This is a genomic window from Achromobacter sp. JD-1 (assembly GCF_038594925.1).
In the GTDB taxonomy this organism is placed as follows: domain Bacteria; phylum Pseudomonadota; class Gammaproteobacteria; order Burkholderiales; family Burkholderiaceae_B; genus Achromobacter; species Achromobacter spanius_C.
The window spans coordinates 83,008-103,806 of the sequence record NZ_JBCGCS010000014.1 but is presented as its reverse complement, the minus strand read 5'-3'; the positions used below and the strand labels follow the sequence as shown (position 1 = coordinate 103,806).

Annotated in this window: 21 protein-coding genes; 15 read left to right on the top strand and 6 right to left on the bottom strand. The window is 63.6% G+C overall.

Annotated elements, in window-relative coordinates; genetic code table 11:
* Positions 1 to 2 precede the first annotated feature (2 nt).
* Both WBR68_RS20850 and WBR68_RS20845 read right to left on the bottom strand, forming a co-directional pair.
* Positions 3 to 443, bottom strand: coding sequence for an Hsp20/alpha crystallin family protein (locus WBR68_RS20850; RefSeq protein WP_050446701.1), 441 nt, complete (start codon positions 441 to 443; stop codon positions 3 to 5).
* 207 nt (positions 444 to 650) lie between these two features.
* Complete coding sequence (locus WBR68_RS20845) at positions 651 to 785, bottom strand: hypothetical protein (RefSeq protein ID WP_255696172.1); 135 nt, start codon at positions 783 to 785, stop codon at positions 651 to 653.
* A 50-nt stretch (positions 786 to 835) separates the two neighbouring features.
* Between WBR68_RS20845 and WBR68_RS20840 the strand changes: the two genes are divergently transcribed.
* The 5 genes from WBR68_RS20840 (at position 836) to groL (ending at position 4,187) form a co-directional block, all read left to right on the top strand.
* Entirely contained in the window at positions 836 to 997 is a 162-nt protein-coding gene (locus WBR68_RS20840) for an SDR family oxidoreductase (protein ID WP_230695140.1), read from the top strand.
* A gap of 61 nt (positions 998 to 1,058) precedes the next feature.
* Positions 1,059 to 1,295: a tautomerase family protein gene (locus WBR68_RS20835; protein WP_050446699.1), complete on the top strand. Its 237-nt coding sequence runs from the start codon at positions 1,059 to 1,061 to the stop codon at positions 1,293 to 1,295.
* Positions 1,296 to 1,434: 139 nt separating this feature from the next.
* Complete coding sequence (locus tag WBR68_RS20830) at positions 1,435 to 2,070, top strand: diguanylate cyclase (protein WP_127184806.1); 636 nt, start codon at positions 1,435 to 1,437, stop codon at positions 2,068 to 2,070.
* 113 nt (positions 2,071 to 2,183) lie between these two features.
* Positions 2,184 to 2,501 carry a co-chaperone GroES gene (gene groES / locus WBR68_RS20825; protein ID WP_050446697.1) on the top strand — a complete coding sequence of 106 codons (318 nt, stop codon included), beginning with the start codon at positions 2,184 to 2,186 and terminating at the stop codon, positions 2,499 to 2,501.
* A 63-nt stretch (positions 2,502 to 2,564) separates the two neighbouring features.
* Entirely contained in the window at positions 2,565 to 4,187 is a 1,623-nt protein-coding gene (gene groL, locus WBR68_RS20820; RefSeq protein ID WP_230695139.1) for a chaperonin GroEL, read from the top strand.
* A gap of 148 nt (positions 4,188 to 4,335) precedes the next feature.
* Here groL and WBR68_RS20815 read toward each other — a convergent pair whose 3' ends face one another.
* The gene (locus tag WBR68_RS20815; protein ID WP_127184804.1) at positions 4,336 to 5,949 is read right to left on the bottom strand and encodes an NAD(P)/FAD-dependent oxidoreductase; all 1,614 of its coding nucleotides are present in this window, start codon (positions 5,947 to 5,949) and stop codon (positions 4,336 to 4,338) included.
* 60 nt (positions 5,950 to 6,009) lie between these two features.
* A complete protein-coding gene (locus tag WBR68_RS20810) occupies positions 6,010 to 7,047 on the bottom strand; it encodes an MBL fold metallo-hydrolase (RefSeq protein WP_230695138.1) in 1,038 nt (345 codons plus the stop codon).
* Positions 7,048 to 7,259: 212 nt separating this feature from the next.
* On the opposite strand from WBR68_RS20810, the gene WBR68_RS20805 reads away from it, so the two are divergent.
* The 3 genes from WBR68_RS20805 (at position 7,260) to WBR68_RS20795 (ending at position 8,609) form a co-directional block, all read left to right on the top strand.
* Positions 7,260 to 7,877, top strand: a complete 618-nt coding sequence (locus WBR68_RS20805; RefSeq protein WP_230695137.1) for a TetR/AcrR family transcriptional regulator — start codon at positions 7,260 to 7,262, stop codon at positions 7,875 to 7,877.
* 94 nt (positions 7,878 to 7,971) lie between these two features.
* The gene (locus WBR68_RS20800; RefSeq protein WP_050446692.1) at positions 7,972 to 8,217 is read left to right on the top strand and encodes an AbrB/MazE/SpoVT family DNA-binding domain-containing protein; all 246 of its coding nucleotides are present in this window, start codon (positions 7,972 to 7,974) and stop codon (positions 8,215 to 8,217) included.
* On the top strand, positions 8,214 to 8,609 hold the full coding sequence (locus WBR68_RS20795; RefSeq protein ID WP_050446691.1) for a PIN domain-containing protein: 396 nt from the start codon (positions 8,214 to 8,216) through the stop codon (positions 8,607 to 8,609). The genes WBR68_RS20800 and WBR68_RS20795 overlap by 4 nt, the downstream gene beginning before the upstream one ends.
* Before the next feature lie 62 nt (positions 8,610 to 8,671).
* Here the strand turns inward: WBR68_RS20795 and WBR68_RS20790 are convergent, their stop codons facing one another.
* Entirely contained in the window at positions 8,672 to 9,304 is a 633-nt protein-coding gene (locus WBR68_RS20790) for a hypothetical protein (RefSeq protein WP_230695136.1), read from the bottom strand.
* Positions 9,305 to 9,631: 327 nt separating this feature from the next.
* Here WBR68_RS20790 and WBR68_RS20785 point away from each other — a divergent pair, with 327 nt between their 5' ends.
* The 6 genes from WBR68_RS20785 (at position 9,632) to WBR68_RS20760 (ending at position 18,159) form a co-directional block, all read left to right on the top strand.
* Entirely contained in the window at positions 9,632 to 10,345 is a 714-nt protein-coding gene (locus WBR68_RS20785) for a gluconate 2-dehydrogenase subunit 3 family protein (protein WP_230695135.1), read from the top strand.
* A gap of 6 nt (positions 10,346 to 10,351) precedes the next feature.
* Entirely contained in the window at positions 10,352 to 12,127 is a 1,776-nt protein-coding gene (locus WBR68_RS20780) for a GMC family oxidoreductase (protein ID WP_230695134.1), read from the top strand.
* 12 nt (positions 12,128 to 12,139) lie between these two features.
* Entirely contained in the window at positions 12,140 to 13,456 is a 1,317-nt protein-coding gene (locus WBR68_RS20775; RefSeq protein WP_050446687.1) for a c-type cytochrome, read from the top strand.
* 205 nt (positions 13,457 to 13,661) lie between these two features.
* The gene (locus tag WBR68_RS20770) at positions 13,662 to 14,165 is read left to right on the top strand and encodes an AAA family ATPase (RefSeq protein WP_230695133.1); all 504 of its coding nucleotides are present in this window, start codon (positions 13,662 to 13,664) and stop codon (positions 14,163 to 14,165) included.
* Between the two features lie 83 nt (positions 14,166 to 14,248).
* On the top strand, positions 14,249 to 15,892 hold the full coding sequence (locus WBR68_RS20765; protein ID WP_230695132.1) for a VRR-NUC domain-containing protein: 1,644 nt from the start codon (positions 14,249 to 14,251) through the stop codon (positions 15,890 to 15,892).
* Positions 15,889 to 18,159, top strand: coding sequence for an ATP-dependent DNA helicase (locus tag WBR68_RS20760; protein WP_230695131.1), 2,271 nt, complete (start codon positions 15,889 to 15,891; stop codon positions 18,157 to 18,159). The genes WBR68_RS20765 and WBR68_RS20760 overlap by 4 nt, the downstream gene beginning before the upstream one ends.
* On the opposite strand, the gene WBR68_RS20755 is transcribed toward WBR68_RS20760, so the two are convergent.
* Positions 18,137 to 19,705 carry an MFS transporter gene (locus WBR68_RS20755; protein ID WP_230695130.1) on the bottom strand — a complete coding sequence of 523 codons (1,569 nt, stop codon included), beginning with the start codon at positions 19,703 to 19,705 and terminating at the stop codon, positions 18,137 to 18,139. The genes WBR68_RS20760 and WBR68_RS20755 overlap by 23 nt on opposite strands.
* Positions 19,706 to 19,820: 115 nt before the next feature.
* Here WBR68_RS20755 and WBR68_RS20750 point away from each other — a divergent pair, with 115 nt between their 5' ends.
* Complete coding sequence (locus WBR68_RS20750) at positions 19,821 to 20,705, top strand: LysR family transcriptional regulator (protein ID WP_083447351.1); 885 nt, start codon at positions 19,821 to 19,823, stop codon at positions 20,703 to 20,705.
* The last annotated feature ends 94 nt before the right edge of the window (positions 20,706 to 20,799 follow it).

The window sequence follows — 20,799 nt, the reverse complement described above, 5'->3', positions numbered from 1 at the left end:
GTTCATTGGACGGAAATCAGGCGCGGCTTGGCGGATTCGCGCTTGCCGATCGAGATGCAAAGGCAGCCGTCGGTGTAGCGCGCCTGGATGTTCTCGGGATCCGCGTCGCTGGGCAGTTCCACCACGCGGCTGAAGCGGCCACGCGCGCGTTCGCGGGCGTACAGGGTGGTTTGCCCGGCAGGTTCCTCTTCGCGCCGTTCGCCGGAAATGCTCAGCAGGCCTTTTTCCATGGTGACCTCAAGCGCTTCAGGGTCCACGCCGGGCACGAAGGCCACAACTTCAATGGAATCGGCGCAGGCGCCCACGTTCACGGGCGGAAAGTCGCCGCGCGCGGTGGATCGCAGATTGGAAGGCGCGGTCGAGGACCGCAGGATTTTGTCCAGCTGTTGCAGGGTGTCCAGGGCGGAACTGATGCCGCTATCGAAAAATGGATACGTTGCCATGATCGTCTCCCGATAAGGTCTGGTTCAGACGGGCGTAGGGCTCAACGGCATGGCTTATATAAGCCGCGCGGCCCCGCCATAGCGCAAATGTGGCATCGGGTTTGCAGGTTTCAAGAGACGGGTTTGATTGATTTCTTCAATCAGGCCGGCGGGAAAAATTGCGGATTTTTTTAGGCTGCAACGCAGGCTTCAATGCAGGTTTCAACGTCAGGTTTCAAACAACGCCTTGTTATCGCCAAACATCTCGGGCAGGTAGTCCACTACCGTCTGGATGGGCGCGTCCTTGCGGTCCTGTCGGCGTGTAAGCAGCACGATTTCACGCGGGGGCGGCGGGGCTTCCACCCGGAATATCCGCGTCAACGGCGGTGTCGCCCGGCGTCATCAAGACGCCCATGCATGCGCCCAAAACGCATCAGGCGTGGGTGGGATTGCATCCCATGAAGCGTTTGGGCGACATCGCCGATATCGCGCAGGCGGTAATGTATCGGGGGGACGCCGGCTTTGTGACTGGCGAAATCCTGCATGTCGATGGTGGCCAGGTGGCGGGCGCTTGACCGTCAACATCGCCGCCAAAGCACTGATTCCGTGGCAAGGCCAAGTTCAAAGGAGAACAACATGCCCTACGTAAATATCAAAGTTACTCGTGAGGGCACCGCGCCCGGCGCGACGGCCACAACGCCCGAACAGAAGCGAGCGCTGATCAAAGGCGTCAGTGATCTGCTGTTTGACGTGTTGGGCAAGCCGCGAGCGTCGACCTTCGTGGTGATAGACGAAGTGGATATGGAAAACTGGGGCGTCGGCGGCCTCGCCGTGCCTGAGTATCGAGCGCAACAAGCCAAGGCCGACACGTAGCTTGCCGCGATAGTCGTCTGGATGTCCCGGCATTTTCTCTACGCTTGAGCACCATTTCAAGAAGCGATAAATTCGTCAGGCATGTTTGTTCGATGGGCATGCCCCCACGCGAAATCCGCTTTTCGATAACGGAGATCTCATGGACATCTTCACGACTATCCGCACGCATATCGCCGCGCTGGGCCTGCCGCTATACGCGGTCAGCGCCAGCGCGGTGCAAAAGTCCGACACGCCTATTTTGTTGACGCTGCACTGGCACGGCTTCAAGCCCGACAGGACGGCGATTGCGCAGCCACTGCGGTCGGTGGCGGCGTCGGCCTTGCAACTGAACCAGCGCTGGAATGACGTGGCTGAAATCGACGAAGCCGTGTTGGAAGCCGGATGGCGCTTGGGCGCTTGGGACGTGGAGCGCGTGGCGCATCCCGGTTGGTGCCGCCTGAATGCGCCGCTGGAAGAAGCCGTGGCCTGCCGGCGGGCCTTTGCCGACTATTCCGATCTGCCCGGCGGGCAGGAACGCGTCGCGCTGGAAGCGCCCGATCACTCGGCGCTGATGGAACTGGCTGCCCGGAAGGGGTATCTGCGGTGGATGTTCCGGCCGCGCAAGAACGGCATCTGGAATCAGACGGACGCGGATGATGCCACCGTGGATGCTGAAGGAGGGCGTTCGCAGCCCCGTCCCGTGCATGCCTCGCCCACCGCCAAGCTGCAAAAGCGCGTGACTTTTCGGCTGGGAAAGGCGGTCGGCATCTGGGTCTCTGGTGAGCCACTTCGTTGATGCAATTTGATGCAATTTGCGGGTCTTGAAGCCGCGCGGGTCTGCCCATAAATCCTGATGCGCGCCCGCGAGGCGCAGTGTTTGGTGATCTGTATTGTTCAGGAGATTGAGTCATGAAGATCCGTCCCCTCTATGACCGGGTAATCGTCAAGCGCATCGAACAGGAACGCAAGACCGCATCCGGCATCGTGATTCCCGATTCCGCGGCGGAAAAGCCCGAGCAGGGCGAAGTCGTGGCGGTCGGTAGCGGCAAGGTCGGTCGCGACGGCGCCGTGCAGCCGCTGCAACTGAAGGTGGGTGACCACGTCCTCTTCGGCAAGTACGCCGGGCAAACCGTGAAAGTCGACGGCCAGGAGCTGTTGGTGATGCGGGAAGACGATGTGCTGGCGGTGCTGGAACCCGCCCGCGACACGTTGAAGAAAGCGGCTTGACGCCGCTGCCCGAGCCGGTATCAGGAGTCTTCCAAAGACATAGACATATCAGGAGCCTTAGAAATGAGTGCCAAGGACATTCAATTTCACGACAACGCGCGCGCCCGCGTGGTGAAGGGCGTCAACATTCTGGCCGACGCCGTCAAGGTCACGCTGGGACCCAAGGGCCGTAATGTGCTGCTGGAACGCAGCTTCGGCGCGCCGACGATCACGAAGGACGGCGTGTCGGTCGCCAAGGAAATCGAACTGAAGGACAAGTTCGAAAACATGGGCGCCCAGATCGTCAAGCAGGTAGCGTCGAAGACGGCCGACGTGGCGGGCGATGGCACCACCACCGCCACCGTGCTGGCGCAGGCCATCGTGCAAGAGGGCATGAAGTACGTGGCCTCGGGCATGAACCCCATGGACCTGAAGCGCGGCGTGGATCAGGCCGTGCAGGCCGTGGTGGAAAATCTGAAAGCGCTTTCCAAGCCCATCTCGACCAGCAAGGAAATTGCGCAGGTGGCGTCTTTGTCGGCCAATTCCGACGAGACCATCGGCCAGATCATTGCCCAGGCCATGGACAAGGTCGGCCGCGAAGGCGTCATCACGGTGGAAGACGGCAAGTCCTTGGACAACGAGCTGGATGTGGTCGAAGGCATGCAGTTTGACCGCGGCTACCTTAGCCCGTATTTCGTGACCGACCCCGAGAAGCAGGTGGCGCAACTGGACGAGCCGCTGGTGCTGCTGCATGACAAGAAGATCTCGAACATCCGCGATCTGTTGCCGGTGCTGGAAATTGCCGCCAAGGCGGGCAAGCCCTTGATGATCGTGGCCGAGGATGTGGACGGCGAAGCGCTGGCCACCTTGGTCGTGAACTCGATTCGCGGCGTGCTCAAAGTGGTGGCGGTAAAGGCCCCCGGCTTTGGCGACCGCCGCCGCGCGATGCTGGAAGATATCGCCATCCTGACGGGCGCGACCGTGATCTCGGACGAGACCGGCATGCAGTTGGAAAAGACCACGCTGGAACAGCTGGGCGGCGCGCAGCGCGTGGAAGTGCGCAAGGAAGCGTCCGTCATTATCGGCGGCGCGGGCAAGCAGGCGGATATCGAAGCGCGCGTGGCGGTGCTGCGCAAGCAGGTGGACGAAGCCACCAGCGACTACGACCGCGAAAAGCTGCAGGAACGCGTGGCGAAGCTGGCCGGCGGGGTTGCCGTGATCAAGGTGGGCGCCGCCACCGAGGTCGAGATGAAAGAGAAGAAGGACCGCGTGGACGACGCGCTGCACGCCACGCGTGCCGCCGTGGAAGAGGGCATTGTGCCCGGGGGCGGCGTGGCGTTGTTGCGGGCGCGCACGGCCATCCACGGCCTGAAAGGCGCCAACGCCGATCAGGACGCAGGCATCCGCATCGTGTTGCGCGCGCTGGAGGCGCCGTTGCGCGCCATCGTCACCAACGCGGGCGACGAGCCCTCGGTGATTGTGGCGAAGGTGCTGGAAGGCAAGGGCAACCATGGCTACGACGCGGCCACCGGCAACTACGGCGACCTGGTGGAACTGGGCGTGATCGACCCCACCAAGGTGACGCGCACCGCGTTGCAGAACGCGGCGTCCATCGCCGGCCTGATCCTCACCACGGACGCCACCGTGGCGCAACTGCCGGAGGAGTCCAAGGCGCCCGCCGCGCCCTCGCCTGAAATGTCGTTCTAAGGGGGGGCGCTGGGGCTGCTCGCCCCGGTTCAGGGTGAAAAAAGGGCGCCAGGCGGCAAGGTAATGCTTGCCGTCTGGCGCCCTTTGTCGTGCGGGGCTTTTGTCGTTCGGGGGGGGCTATATCAGGGGGGCTGTTATCTATTCGACGTCAGCCTTGGCGGCCCATGATGCTCAACGCCACGGCCTCGGCAATCTTGATGCCGTCCACGCCCGCCGACAGAATCCCGCCCGCATAACCGGCACCTTCGCCGGCCGGGAACAGGCCCTTGGTATTCAGGCTTTGCAGCGTGTCGTTGTCGCGCTTGATCCGCACGGGCGACGACGTGCGCGTTTCCACGCCAGTCAGCACGGCGTCGTGCATGCCGAAGCCCTTGATGGTCTTGTCGAAGGCGGGCAGCGCTTCGCGAATGGCCGTGATGGCGAAGTCGGGCAGCGCGGTCGCCAGGTCGGTCAGGTGCACGCCCGGCGTGTAGGACGGCAGCACGGAACCGAATTCGGTGGACGCCTTGCCCGCGATGAAGTCGCCCACCAACTGGCCGGGCGCGCTGTACGTTTCACCGCCCAGCACGAAGGCCTGCGATTCCCATTTGCGCTGGAAGTCCACGCCGGCCAGCACGTGTTCCGGGTAGTCTTGCTCGGGTGAAATCCCCACCACGATGCCCGCGTTGGCATTGCGTTCGTTGCGCGAATACTGGCTCATGCCGTTGGTGACGACGCGGTTGGGTTCCGACGTGGCGGCCACGACGGTGCCGCCCGGGCACATGCAGAAGCTGTACACCGAACGCCCATTGCTGGCGTGATGCACGAGCTTGTAGTCGGCCGCGCCCAGGATGGGGTGGCCGGCGCTGGGGCCGAAGCGTGCCTTGTCGATCAGGGATTGCGGGTGTTCGATACGGAAGCCGATCGAAAACGGCTTGGCTTCCATGTACACGCCCTGGTCATGCAACATCTGGAAGGTATCGCGCGCGCTGTGGCCGATGGCCAGCACCACGTGATCGGCCTCAATGTGTTCACCGCTGGCTAGCGTAACGCCGGTGACCTGGCCGTTTTCGCGTTGCAGCGTTTCCACCTTGCTGGAAAAGCGCACTTCGCCGCCCAGCTTGGTGATGGTGTCGCGCATGACTTCCACCATGCCCACCAGGCGGAACGTGCCGATGTGCGGCTTGCTGACGTACAGAATTTCTTCGGGTGCCCCGGCCAGCACGAATTCCTTCAGGACCTTTTCGCCGTAGTGCTTGGGGTCTTTGATCTGGCTATAGAGCTTGCCGTCCGAGAACGTGCCCGCGCCGCCTTCGCCAAACTGCACGTTCGACTCGGGGTTCAGGATGCGCTTGCGCCACAGGCCCCAGGTGTCCTTGGTGCGTTCCCGCACGGCCTTGCCGCGTTCCAGGATGATGGGCTTGAAGCCCATCTGCGCCAGCACCAGGCCGGCGAACAGGCCACAGGGGCCGGTGCCGATGACGATGGGGCGCTTGGCCAACGTGGCGGGCGCTTGGGCGACGAATTTGTATTCGGTGTCGGGCGTGGGCTTCACATGACGGTCGTCATGAAAGCGGGCAAGCAGCGCCGCTTCGTTTTCCACGTCGATATCCAGCGTGTAGGTCAGCAGGATATTGTGCTTTTTGCGCGCATCGTAGCTGCGCAGAAAGATGGTGAAGCCGTGCAGGTCGCTAGCCGGAATGCCCAGTTTCTTAAGAATCGCGGCGGGCAATTCTTCGGGCGTGTGGTTCAACGGCAGCTTGATTTCGGTCAGTCGCAACATGCTTCGGTCCAGAAGGTGGGCGATCACAACGTCGCCAAACGCGGGATTGTACTGGAGCGATCAAGAGGCGGCCTCCCCAATTCGCCACCACGGGGTGCCGGCCCCGGGGGCTTCCATCGCCACCCGTTCCCCCATCACGGGCGTCGTCAGTGCCACCCCTTTGGACGATGCCAGCGCCGCGATCCGTTCAAACGGGTCTTCCCACGCATGCAGCGCCAGATCGAAGGTGCCGTTGTGGATCGGCAGCAGCCAGCGGCCGCGCAGGTCCAGATGGGCTTGCAGGGTTTCTTCGGGCTGCATGTGCACGAAGGCCCAGCGCTTGTCGTAGGCGCCGGTTTCCATCAGCGTCAGGTCGAAGGGGCCGTAGGCGTTACCGATGGCCTTGAAGCCGTCGAAGTAACCGCTGTCGCCGCTGAAGAAGACGCGCAGGTCGGCGTCCTGGATGACCCACGAGGCCCATAGGCTGCGGTCCGTGTCGGTCAAGCCGCGTCCTGAAAAGTGTTGGGCCGGCGTGGCGGTCAGGCGCAGGCCGTCGACGTCGGTGGATTGCCACCAGTCCAGTTGTTCGACGCGGGTGGGGTCGACGCCCCAGGCGATGAGCTGGTCGCCCACGCCCAAGGGGGTGATGAAGCGGGCGGTCTTGGCGGCCAGCTTGTCGATGGCGGCGCGGTCCAGGTGGTCGTAGTGGTTGTGCGACAGGATCACGCCGGCGATGGGCGGCAGGTCTTCGATGGAAATAGGGGGCGCGTGAAAGCGCGCCGGGCCGGCCCATTGCACGGGCGAGGCGCGCTTGGAGAAAACCGGGTCGGTCAGCCAGTAGCGGCCGCGCAGTTTCATCAGGATGGTCGAATGGCCCAGGCGGTACAGGCTGCGCTCGGGCGCGGCTTGCAGGTCGGCCAAGGTGAGGGGGCGCACGGGAATCGTTTGCTCGGGGACCGTGCCACTGGGCTTGGCGAAGAAGAAGGTCCACATAAGCTTCACGCCTTGCCAGAAGCCCAGCGAGGGGCGCGGCAGCGGGTTGCGGAAACGGCCTTCATGGTGTTGGGGCGACTGCGGGTAGCTGGGTTGGGCGGACGGGCAAGAGGTGAGGGCGGTCACGGCTAGGGTTCCAAGCGGGAAGGGGCAAGGGCGTTGCGACTGATGCTTCACGGGCCGCAAAAATTACACTGCGCAGTGTAGTTTTGATTTTCTGAAAAGTACACTGAGCGGTGTAAAATTTCTCATCCCCGAAATCCGTGTATCGGCACCTGCCTGTTGCGACGTGCGCACCTCGCCCGCGTGCGCCACCCACCTGACAACGAGCCCCCTTCATGCCCACCCCCCCGACCCGCCTGACCGACCGCAAACGCCAGGCCATCGTGCGCGCGGCGGTGGAAGAATTCCGGTCGGCCGGATTTGATGCCACCAGCATGGACCGCATTGCCGCCGTGGCGGGCGTTTCCAAGCGCACGGTCTACAACCATTTCCCCAGCAAGGAAACGCTGTTCTCGTTGATTCTTGAAGAGCTATGGGCCAGCAGCGCGGCCAGCGTTGCGCTGTCGTATCGCGCCGACGTGGCGCTGGACCAGCAGTTGCGGCAGTTGCTGATGCAAAAGTTGGACCTGCTGGCGGACCCGAACTTCATCGACCTGGCGCGCGTGGCCATGGCCGAAATCATCCATTCCCCCGAACGCGCCCAGGCCATTGTGTGCCGCATGGGTGAAAAAGAGGGCGGTGAAACGGCCTGGATACGCGCGGCGATCCAGGACGGGCGGCTAATGGATGTGGACCCCGAGTTCGCCGGCCACCAGTTGCAGGGGCTGGTCAAGAGCTTTGCTTTTTGGCCGCAAGTCACGCTGGGGCAGCCGCCCTTGAGCGCCGCCGAGCGCAAGCGCGTGGCGGATTCGGCGGTGGAGATGTTCCTGGGGTGCTACGCGCGGCGGGGGTGACGGGGCGCAGTAGGGTTGCTGCAATCCGATGGCGCGGCCTTGCGCAAGCGCATTCCTTACATTATGGTAAGGCACACTTCCAAGGAGCTAGCCAATGACTTCCGCCACCGTGACTTCCAAAGGCCAGATCACCATTCCGGTCGATGTGCGGAATCGTCTGGGCTTGTCGACTGGCGACAGAATCGAGTTTGTTCTGAATGAGGCAAGCGGCCGTTACGAAATGGTGCCGGCAACCTACTCGGTTACGGCGCTTAAAGGCATCATCGCGAAACCACGCAAACCCGTCACGATTGAAGAGATGAACGACGCGATCGCCGAGCAGGGCAAATCAGCGCGATGATCGGCCTGGATACCAATGTGCTGGTGCGCTACTTCGCGCAGGATGATCCGGTGCAGACGCGGAAAGCAAATGCCTTGATCGAATCTTTGACTGCTGAGCAACCCGGTTTCGTCGCCTTGGTGGCTCTGGTCGAAACGGTATGGGTGCTTGGTCGGGCCTACGATGCGCCGCGCTCTTCCATTGCGGAGGTTATCGAAACCCTGCTTCGCACGAAGGAAATTCATGTCGAGGCGGGCGAGACGGTATGGAAGGCAGTGCGTTTGTACGCAGCCTCCACAGCGGATTTTGCCGATTGTCTGATCGAGCGCACCGGACACGAGGCGCTGTGTGAATACACGGCGACGTTTGACGTGAAGGCTGCAAAAGCCACCGGTATGCGGCTGATCAAATAGTTCGTGCATGCTGCATTGGCGGACGTAAAGCACCCGTGTCGTGTGGCGCGACGGGAATAGCCCTAAAACACATTCAACGCCCGCGCCACCCACAGCGCCAAGCCCACGGCTATGCCGATTAAAAGCGCGCGGCGCAGGCCGCCGCTTTTGGGCACGGCGCCGGGGGACGCGGCCGGGTCCATATTGATGCGCGCGCCCTGCGCGGCGGCAGTGCTTGGGGTCCTGCCGGTTTCAGCAGCGTCCGGCACGTCAACCACCGGCGCTGACGTTGCCGCTATCGCACCCGCGCCATCACCGTCCGTCTCAATCGTGAACGCAGGCTTACCTGCGCGTGCAGCATGATCGCCAGGCACATCTTCAATCGACACCCCGGCGTTTTTCAGCATGTCCCACAGGCCCTTCATGCCTTCGCCGTCGCGCAGCGCCTCGATGCGTTCGCGTTCTGCGCGCGGCACGTCGTCCAGGCTGTCGTAGTGCTGGCCGTTGACGGTGACCGCGCCGTTATCGATATCGACCTTGAACACTTCGCCGTTGTCAGTGCCGGCGTAGCTCCATTTTTCTTGAATGCTGACGCTGCCCAGCTTGCCGTCCAGCAGATCTTCAATGTTCACCCGTTGTTCGGGCGTCAAGTTCGTGGTGGAACTCCAACTGCGTGTTGTCGTCGAACTTTTCCAGATCTTCGTCTTGTCGTTCATGCCTGCCGTCCTTGGTGTTCCAAGCGCGAAATATACAGAATTCGTTCACCCAGTTGTCAGAAAAGCCCGCTTTTGCGGGCTTCTTACTTTGTCCTTAATGCAAAACACTTTTCCATGTCAATAAATTCAATCTGATTCGGTCCTGCAAGCGGATCAGATGCATCAATAAGCGCATAATGCCAGCACCTTCTCTTACGTCCCCATTGAAGAGCAGGTTCGATTCTTTCTGAAGTACAGAGCGTGTTGTCACTAGCTCGGCAGTTCGTGTTTCCAGGGTTCATGTTCGGTAGCGCGCTAGGACAACTTGGAATATTCACGGAGATGTCTATGACAGATGATGCAAAGCCGCGTCGTCGGTTTCTTCAGGCGATGGCGATTGTGCCGGCGTCGACACTGGCAGTTGGTGCACTGACCACCGGCTGTACCAACGCCGCGGACGACAAGACCGCGGCGGCCGCCAAGCCCTACGAACCCACCTATTTCACCAAGCCCGAATGGGACTTCATCGTTGCCGCGGTGGATCACCTGATCCCTGCCGACCAATATGGTCCGGGCGCGATTGAAGCCGGTGTGCACGAGTTCATCGACCGTCAGATGGAAACGCCATTCGGCCACGGCAAGCTCTGGTACATGGAAGGCCCGTTCCACACCGACCAGGCGCCGGAACTGGGCTATCAGCTTAACCAGAACCCGCGCGAAGTCTATCGCCACGGCATCGAAGCCTGCAACGCCTGGTGCGTGAAAACGCACGGCAAGGTCTACGCCGAACTAGACAAGCCCTTGCAGGAACAGATCCTGAAAGACCTGCAAGGCAACAAGATCAAGCTGGAAACCGTTCCCGCGTCGACCTTCTTCAGCTTTCTGCTGGCCAACACCAAAGAAGGCTTCTTTGCCGACCCGATGTACGGCGGCAACAAGAACATGGTGGGTTGGAAGATGGTGGGCTTTCCCGGCGCGCGCGCCGACTACATGGACTGGGCGGATCAGCCCAACGTCAAGTATCCCTATGGCCCCGTGTCGATCTCTGGGGAAAAGGGTTAATCAATCATGGCTATCAAGAAAGACAAAGTGGATGCGGTACTGGTCGGGTTCGGCTGGACCGGCGCAATCCTGGGGCAAGAACTGACCGAAGCCGGCTTGCATGTGCTGGCGCTGGAACGCGGCGGCATGCAGGACACGCCCAAGGACGCCGAGTACCCGAAGGTGATCGACGAGTTGGCGTATTCGGTGCGCGGCAAGCTGTTCCAGGACCTGTCGAAAGAAACCGTGACCATCCGCCATGGCGTGGATGACGTGGCCGTGCCGTATCGGCAGAACGGCTCGTTTCTGCTGGGCACGGGCGTGGGCGGCGCGGGCTTTCACTGGAACGGCATGCACTACCGCGTGCTGCCCGAAGAACTGGAACTGCGCACGCGCTACGAAACGCGCTACGGCAAGGACTTCATTCCCGAAGGCATGACCATCCAGGACTTCGGCGTCACCTACGACGAACTGGAACCGTACTTCTCCAAGTTCGAATACGTGTGCGGCACGTCGGGCAAGGCCGGCAACCTGAACGGCAAGATCGTCGAAGGCGGCAACCCGCTGGAAGGCAAGCGCAGCCAGGAATATCCGCTGGCGCCGCTTGCCACCACCTATGGCGCGCAGCTGTTCGAGAAGGCCGCGCGCGAAGTGGGCTTCAACCCGTATCCGACGCCGGCGGCCAACGCATCCGCCCCGTACACCAACCCCTATGGCGTGCGCCTGGGCCCCTGTAATTTTTGCGGCTTCTGCGAAAACTACGGCTGCTACATGTATTCCAAGGCTTCGCCGCAGACGACGATTCTGCCGGTGCTGCTGAAGAAGCCCAACTTCGAACTGCGCACGCATTCGCAAGTGATCAAGGTCAACCTGGATTCGACCGGCAAGAAGGCCATTGGCGTGACGTACATCGACGCCCAGGGCCAGGAGATCGACCAGCCGGCTGACCTGGTGATCCTGTCGGCCTACCAGATGCACAACGTGCGCCTGTTGCTGCTGTCGGGCATCGGCAAGCCGTATGACCCGAAGACCAACGAAGGCGTGGTCGGCAAGAACTACGCCTATCAGATGAACGGCGGCATCAATGTGCTGTTGCCCAAGGGCACGCAACTGAACCCCTTTATGGGCACGGGCGCGGGCGGCGTGGGCATGGATGATTTGAACGGCGACCAGTTCGACCACGGCCCCTTGGGTTTCGTGGGGGGCGCCAGCATCCGTCATGTGCGTACCGGTGGCCGGCCCATCAAGCAGACGCCGACCCCGCCGGGTACGCCGACGTGGGGCACGGGCTGGAAGGCTGGCGTGCAGGATGCTTATCAGCGCTACATGACCATCGGCATTTCCGGTTCGGTGATGTCGTACCGCGACGCCTATCTGTCGCTGGATCCGACCTACAAGGATGCCTTTGGCCAGCCGCTGTTGCGCATGACGTTCGACTGGCACGACAACGAGTTCGACATGCTGGGCTACATGGGCAAGCGCATGGAGACCGTGGCCAAGGCCATGAACCCCGAAAAGTATTTCGTGGGGGTGCGCAAGAAGGGCGCGCACTACGACACGCGCATCTACCAAAGCACGCACAACACGGGCGGCGCGATCATGGGGTCGAACCCCAAGGAAAGCGTGGTCAACAAGTACCTGCAAAGCTGGGATGTGCCGAACGTGTTCGTGATGGGCGCCTGCGTGTTCCCGCAGAACATGGGCTATAACCCGACCGGGCTGGTGGGCGCCTTGGCTTATTGGGCCGCGCAGGCGATCCGCGAGCAGTACCTGAAGAACCCCGGCCCGCTGGTCCAGGCTTAAGGAGACGGAACAATGTTGAAGCAAACCATTGTTGCGGCCTTCTCGGCCCTGGTCGCCAGCACTGCCTTCGCGGCGGACGGCACGCCCGCCACGAACGATGCGCAGATGATCAAGCAGGGTGAATACCTGTCGCGCGCCGGCGACTGCATTGCCTGCCACACGGCAGGGGGTGGCAAACCCTTTGCTGGCGGATTGGGCATTGAATCGCCCTTGGGCACGATCTATTCGACCAACATCACGCCCGATAAAGAAACCGGCATCGGCAACTACACGTTAGAGGACTTCGACCAGGCTGTGCGCCATGGCAAGGCCCGTGATGGGCATTCGCTGTATCCGGCCATGCCTTACACCGCCTACGCCAAGGTCACGCCCGAAGACGTGAAGGCGCTGTACGCGTACTTCATGCACGGGGTTGAACCGGTCAAGCAGGAAAACAAGGACACGGATATTTCGTGGCCCATGTCGATGCGCTGGCCGCTGACCGTGTGGCGCTGGATGTTCGCACCCGACGTCGTCAACGGCCCGGCCGCCAGCGACTTGAAGGGCGCGGACCGCGCGGCGCTGCTGCGTGGCCAGTACCTGGTTGAAGGGCTGGGGCATTGCAGCACCTGCCACACCCCGCGCGGCTTTGCCTTGCAGGAAAAGGCCTTGAGCGATGCGGACGGCTCGGCCTTCCTGTCGGGCGGCGTGGTGGAAGGCTGGCTGGCCAAGAACCTGCGCGGCGACGTCGTGGACGGCCTGGGTAGCTGGACCAAGGAAGACATTGCCGTGTTCCTGAAGTCGGGCCGCAACGGGCATTCGGCGGCGTTTGGCGGCATGGCGCAGGTGGTGCAAGACAGCACGCAGCACTTGACCGATGACGACCTGAACGCCATCGCCGTGTATCTGAAGAGCTTGCCGCCGGTCAACAAGGACGCCGCCAACAAGCCCCTGGCTTATGACGAGACGGTGGCGCAGGCGCTGCGTACCGGCAAGGACAAGGGCGACGGCGCCATGGCCTTCCTGAACAACTGCGCGGCCTGCCATCGCAGCACGGGCAAGGGCTACACGGAAACGTTCCCGCAGTTGGCGCTGAGCTCGACGGTGAATTCGGCGGACCCGACGTCGCTGATTCACATCGTGCTCAAGGGCGCCCAGATGCCGGGCACGACGGCGGCACCCACCGCCTACGCCATGCCGGGCTTTGACTGGCGCATGACCGACAAGGAAGTGGCCGATGTGGTGACCTTTGTGCGCTCAAGCTGGGGCAATAAGGGCTCGGCGGTCAGCGCGTCTGATGTGGCCAAGGTCCGCAAGGACGTGGGCGCGGCAGCGCAGCCGGCGCGATAAGGTGGTTTTGGGTGGGCGGCCATTGACAAGAATTCGCGCCAAGCGCAATCTCTTGCCCATGCGCCGCCCCCTGACCGCCTTCGCCGTGATTATTAGCCACCTTGGTACCAAGGTGGGTTAGCGCGCATCGGCACATCGCTACACAACCCGCCAACCGGCGGGTTTTTTGTTGGCCCGCCTGGCACACGCTCAAGGAGAGCCTTGCATGACGTCTTTATCCTCATCGCCCGCCACCTTGCACTTTCTTTGCGGCAAGATCGCCGCGGGAAAGTCCACATTGGCCACGAAGCTTGCCGCGCAACCCGGCACGCTGCTGATCAGCGAAGACCATTGGTTGGCGGCGTTGTATCCGGGCGAGACCCAGGGCATTGCGGACTACGCGCGTTGCGCCGCGCGGCTGCGCGACGCCATGGGCGCCCACGTGGCGGCCCTGGTGGGGGCGGGGGTTTCGGTGGTGCTGGACTTTCCGGCCAACACGCTGTCGGCCCGGCAATGGTTGCTTGAGGTGGCGCGGCAAGCGGGTTGCCCACATCAACTGCATTATTTGCAGGCGTCCGACGTGCTGTGCAAGGCGCGGTTGCGGGCCCGCAATGCCGCAGGCACCCATGCGTTTTCCACCTCGGACGAGCAGTACGACGCCATCACCGCCCACTTTGTCGAACCCGATCCGCAGGAAGGGCTGACCATCGTGCCGCATAGGCAAGGCTGAAAATAGTGGCAAAAATGGCCCGGTGCGACGCCGGGCCGCCTGCTATGATTACTGGATAAAAAACCAGCTATCCGGCCCGGCCGATGTTTCCCCCGCACCGCTACTACTACCTGCACAATTTCCAGCGCGCCTTGGCGTGGGTCGGCGACCGCTATGCCGACCTGCTGGACGCTGACGAGCACCGCTTCCTGGCTGACTTCCAGGCCTTGCCGCAAGCCTCGCAGGCCCTGATGGTGCGCATGCTGATGCGCCGTGGGCCCTGGTTTCGGGCCAGCCGGTTGGTCTATGAAGAAATCGGCAGCACAGGGGATGCCGCCGTGCCGCTTGCGGCGCTGGGTTGGCTGGACGTGCGGGCGCCGATGTCGCTGGACGAATTGTTCGGCCTGCATACCAAGCCGGAAATCTGCCGGTTGTTTTCTGGCCAGCCCCTTAAATCCTCCTCCCGCAAAGCCGATCTGCTGGACGCCCTGCGCGCCGCCCACGGCTCCCCCCGCCCATACGCCGAATGGTTTCCTGGCGCGAAAGAACCCGTCTGGCGCGTGATGGTGGGCGACCTCTGCGAACGCTTCCGCTTGATGTTCTTTGGCAACCTGCACCAGGACTGGTCGGAATTCGTGTTGGCCGACCTGGGCGTATTCCAGTACGAAACCGTGCCGTTTGATGCGTCGTCGCGCGCGTTCCAGACGCGCGCGGACGTGGACGCCTACCTGGTGCTGCATGCCTGCCGCACGGCGCTGGATGATGGCGCGGACATTGCCGCCTTGCTGGCCACGGTGCAAGGCTGCGTCAGCCAGAACGCCTGGCTGGAAAAGCGCCGCGCCAAGGTGCTGCTGCGGATCGGCCAGGCCTGTGAACGCGCGCATGATTGGGCGGCGGCGCAAGCGGCCTATGAACACTGCGCCTACCCCGGCGCGCGCCATCGTCGCATTCGCGTCCATGAACGCATGGCGCGGTATGACGAGGCTTTAACTCTGGCGCTGCAAGCGCGCGACGCGCCCGAAAGCGAAGAGGAAAGCCAGCGCGTGGCGCGCATGTTGCCGCGCTTGTATCGCGCGGTGGGGCAGGGCCGACCCGCCCGCGCGCCCGTCCACGCCGTGCCGCGCACCGAGCTCACGCTGCAACGGCCGGCCACGCCAGCGTCGGTGGAATTCGTCACGCGCGACCATCTGCATCACGACGATGCGCCCGTGCACTACGTGGAGAACGCGCTGCTGAATTCCCTGTTCGGCCTGCTGTGCTGGCCGGCCGTGTTCGCGCCCTTGCCGGGCGCGTTCTTTCACCCGTTCCAGCGTGGCCCGGCCGACCTGGACGCGCCGGACTTCCACGAACGCCGCCAGGCGCTGTTCGCCGATTGCCTGGCGCAGTTGGACACGCCCACTTATCGCGACCTGATCCTGCAACGCTACGCTGACAAAGCGGGCGTGCAGTCGCCGTTTGTGTTCTGGGGGGCCTTGTCCGAAACGCTGCTGACCCAGGCGCTGGATTGCCTGCCCGCTACGCACCTGAAGCTGCTCTTTACCCGCCTGCTGCGCGACGTGAAGACCAATCGTTCGGGCCTGCCGGACCTGATCCGCTTCTGGCCGGCCGAGCGCCGCTATGAGCTCATTGAAGTCAAAGGCCCCGGCGACAAGCTGCAAGACAACCAGATCCGCTGGTTGCAGTACTGCGTGGCCCACGGCATGCCGGTGCGTGTTTGCCACGTTACGTGGCAGGAGGGCGCGGCATGAGCTATGCCGTGGCGGTACGTGCGCTGTGCGAATTCACGGCGCGGGCCGGTGACCTGGACTTGCGCTTCACGCCCGCGCCCAGCGGGGTGGAGGGCATGGCGGGGCACGCGGTCGTGACCGGACGGCGCGGCCCGGCGTATGAGACCGAGGTGTCGCTCTCCGGCCAGCATGAAGGCCTGCTGGTGCGGGGGCGCGCCGATGGCTATGACCCCGTGGCCAATCAGCTTGAAGAGATAAAGACGTACCGAGGCCAGTTGGACAGCGTGCGCGAGAATCATCGCGTGGTGCACTGGGCGCAGGCGCGGGTCTACGGCCATCTGCTTTGCCAGGCGCGCGGATTGGAACAGGTGCGCGTGGCGCTGGTGTATTTCAACGTGGTCACCGAGGAAGAAACGGTGCTTACGGAAACGCACGCCGCCGCCGCGCTGCAAACGTTCTTTCAGGAACAGTGCGATCGCTTCCTGGCCTGGGCCAAGACCGAACTGGCGCACCGCCAGACACGCGACGCGGCGCTGGAAAAGCTGGCGTTTCCGCATGGCGAATTCCGCGCCGGGCAGCGCGATCTGGCCGTGGCCGTGTACCGCACGGCGCGCGATGGCCGCTGCCTGATGGCGCAGGCGCCCACCGGTATCGGCAAGACGCTGGGCACCATCTTCCCCATGCTTAAGGCCAGCCCCGGCACGGGCCTGGACAAGATCTTCTTCCTGGCGGCCAAGGGCTCGGGCAGGGCGTTGGCGGTTCAAGCGCTGGACACGGTCAACGCGCAGCCCGCCGCGCCCGGTTTGCGCGTGCTGGACTTGCAGGCGCGCGACAAAACCTGCGAGCATCCGGACCTGGCCTGCCACGGGGATTCCTGCCCCTTGGCGCAGGGCTTTTACGACCGCCTGCCCCAAGCGCGCCAAGCGGCGGTGCAGCACGCGCGGCTGGACGCGCCCACGGTGCGCGCCGTGGCCCGTGAACACCGCATCTGCCCGTACTACCTGTCGCAAGAGCTGATCCGCTGGAGCGACGTGGTGGTGGGCGACTACAACTATTACTACGATTCGTCGGCCATGCTGTACGCCATGACGCAGGCCTACCAATGGAAGGTGGCGGTGCTGGTGGACGAGGCGCACAACCTGGTTGACCGCGCGCGCCGCATGTACACGGGGGAATTGGATCAGGCCTCGTTGTCGGCGGCGCGCTATGCCGCGCCCAAGGCCTTGAAGAAGCCGCTGGATGGCTTGCAGCGGTCCTGGAATGCGCTGAACAAGAAGCAGGCAGAACGCTATCAGGCGTATGACGCGGTGGCGCCGGGTGTGTTGGCGGCCGTGCAGAAAGCGGTGGGCGCCATCATGGAATACATGGCCGAATCGCCCTTGCCGCAAGACGACCCGGTGCTGACGTTCTACTTTCAGGCGCTGCAATTCATGCGCCTGGCTGAACAGTTCGGCTCGCATGCCTTGTTTGATGTGACGCTGTCGGACGTGGGCGTGGCCAGCGCCAAGACGCGGCCGTCCACCTTGTGCGTGCGCAATGTGATACCCGCGTCTTACCTGGCGGCGCGCTATGCGGCGGCGCACGCCACGGTGCTGTTCTCGGGCACATTAAGCCCGCAGCAGTTCTATCGCGACACCTTGGGGCTGCCCAACGAAACCCCGTGGATCGACGTTGCCGCGCCGTTTCAGGCCGAGCAACTGGCGGTGCGGGTGGTGGGCAATGTGTCCACCCGCTATCGCGACCGCGAGCGTTCGCTGGCGCCCATTGTTGACCTGATCGCCACGCAGTACGCGGAACGCCCGGGCAATTACCTGGGCTTTCTCAGCAGCTTCGACTACCTGCGGCAGGTGTCGGACCTGATGCGCGCACGCCATCCTGCCGTGCCCATCTGGCTGCAAACGCCGGGCATGGACGAAGCGGGCCGCGCGGCATTTCTGGCGCGCTTTACCGAGTCCGGCCAGGGCGTGGGCTTCGCGGTATTGGGCGGCGCGTTCTCGGAAGGGGTGGACCTGCCGGGAAAGCGCCTGATCGGCGCCTTCATTGCCACGCTGGGCCTGCCGCAGGTGAATGCCGTGAACGAAAACATGAAGCGCGCGATGGACCTGCGCTACGGCGAAGAAAACGGCTACGACTACACCTATCTGTACCCCGGCATGCAAAAGGTGGTGCAGGCGGCGGGCCGCGTGATCCGCACCGAAAGCGATGTGGGCACGGTGTACCTGATTGACGACCGCTATCGGCGCGCCAAGGTACGCGGGCTGCTGCCTAGCTGGTGGCGGGTGGACTGAGCCGCACCGCAACCGTTTCGCGACGGCCCAGCAGCAGGGTGATGCACAGCGCCGTCAGCACGGCAATGCCAGCCAGGGCATGCAGCACGTGACGAAAGGCGGTGTCATAGGCGTCATGCAATAGCGGCATGGCCTGGGCCGCAGCGTGCGGTAGTTGCGCCGCGGCTTGGTCCAACTGGCCCAGCGCCGCGCGGTTGGCGGCCATTACCAGCGCTTGCGCGTTCAGGAGGCTGGACTGCGCGTCGGGCAGGGTGGCTGACAACTGCGTCTGGATCAGTAGCGCCAGCAGCGCGCTCAGCACCGCGATGGCGACGCCGTCGGCCGACACGCGCACCGTGTTGAAGATGCCGGTCGCCATGCCGACATTGCGCGCATCGACCACGCTAACGGCCATGGCGTCCATCAAGCCCCAGGGCAGGCCGATGCCGCAGCCGATCAACAACATGGGCATCCACAGGCCTGCCGCGCCCGCGGCCATCACATCGGCCAGCCAGATCAAGCCCGCCGCCACCGCGATCAGTCCGATGGCCGACAGCAGGCCAGGGCGGAACCAGCGCGTCAGCAGCGCGGCCAGGAACGGCACCACCAGCAAGGGCGCGGCCAGGCCGATCATCAGTTGCCCGGCCTCAAGCGCGCTATAGCCGTCGATGCCGATGAAGCGACCGGGCAGCAGCGCAATCAGCGCAATGAACAGAAACGCTGGCGACGCGGCCAACACCTGCACACCCACAAAGCGCGGGTTGCGAAACAGGCTCAGGTCCAGCATGGGGCGGGCGACGCGGCGTTCAATCCGCACGAAGGCCACGGCCAGCAGCACGGATGCCAGCAGCGCGCCGAGCACATGCGCGTCCGTCCAGCCCGCCTCGGGCGCCAGCAGGATGCCGTAGGTGAACAGCCCCAGCGCGCCGGTAAAGCTGATGGCGCCCGGCCAGTCCAGCCGGCCTTGCGCCACGCCTGCCGTGGGGCGCACGCTGATGGCCACCATGACGGCGCCCAGCAGGCCCACCACGCCCGTGGACAGAAACACCCACTGCCAGCCGGCCGCCTGCACCATCCAGCCGGAAGCCAGCGGCCCGAACGACAAGCCGATGCCGAACGTGGTGCCCAACAGGCTGAATGCACGGGTACGCGCCACGCCATGGAATAGCGGCGCCAGCGACGACATGGCGGCGGCAAACGCGGCCGCGCCGCCCACGCCTTGCATCAGGCGCAGGAAGTTGATCCAGGCGGTGGTGGGCACGAAGGCAATGGCGAAGGTCGTGATGCAAAAGACTGCCAAGCCCAGCAGCCATACCCGGCGCGGCCCGACCAGGTCGGTCAGGCTGCCGGCCACCATGATCACGCTGCCGTAGGCCAGGATGTAGCCGTTCAAAATCCAATTCAGTTGCACGGGTGTGCCGCCCAGGTCGTGGCTGATGGATGGCAGCACCACGGCGGGGCCGGTGAAGCACAGGGGTATCAGCAGCGCGGTAAGGCATGCGGATAGCAGCTGCAGCCAACGGTGGCGGGGCGCCGGAAAGGGGGTGGAAAGGTCAGGGGTAGGCATGGCGCACATCAGGGAATACGAAAGGGATGGCCAGCTTATGGCCCCCGGAATGAAAGAAAAATAGGCTAGGATTCCTGTCATTCCGGACATTTTTGTCCGCATGGGAGCGTGGTGGATGGATAGCCTGAGCGGCATTGGGGTGTTTGTATTGGTGGCGCAGGCAGGCAGCTTCGCCGAGGCGGGGCGTGTGCTGGGAGTGTCGCCGTCGGCGGTGGGCAAGAGCATTGCGCGGATGGAAGCACGCTTGAAGGCACGGCTGTTTCATCGCAGCACTCGCCAGCTTGCGCTGACGCCGGAAGGCGAAAAATTCCTGGATCGCTGCCGCCGCATCTTGTGCGAGGTCGAAGCGGCCGAACTGGAATTGTCGGCCGCGTCCGACGCGCCGCAGGGCAAGCTGCGGGTGAGCCTGCCGCGCTATAGCGGCTTGTACGACGCCAGCATCGCCAGCTTCATGCGGCAATACCCCAAGGTGGAACTGGACCTGGATTTCACGGACCGGATGGTGGACGTTATTGGCGAAGGCTATGACGCCGTGGTCCGCACGGGCGAAATGGATGACTCTGGCTTGAAACGACGCCGCCTGGGCGCGTTTCGTCGGGTGCTGGCCGCATCGCCCGACTATCTGCGCCAGCACGGCACGCCCAAGCGCGCAGCCGACCTGCTGGGCCATGCCTGCCTGCATTACCGCTATCCGGCCACGGGCCGTCTGGAAAAATGGCCGTTCAAGCTGGGGCCGGACGCTCGAGCGCCCGAGCTGCCTTTGACGCTGGTATGCAACAGCGTGGAAACGCGGATTGCGCTGGCGGTGGGCGGGCAGGGCATTGTCTGCCTGCCGGACTTCACGATCCGCCGGGAACTGGCAGCGGGGCAATTGCAGATCGTCATGGAAGACCGCACACGGGGCGGCGGCACGATGTGGGCGCTTTGGCCGGCCAGCCGCCATGCGTCGCCCAAGCTGCGCGCGTTCATCGACCACCTGGCGCAGCATTTGTTTCCATAACGGCCGTAACGGCCATAACGTCCGTAAAGGCCGTAAAGGCCGTGCCGGCCCCGGCCAGGTTGCGTAGTATGTCGGCTGGGTGCACGGGCCCACG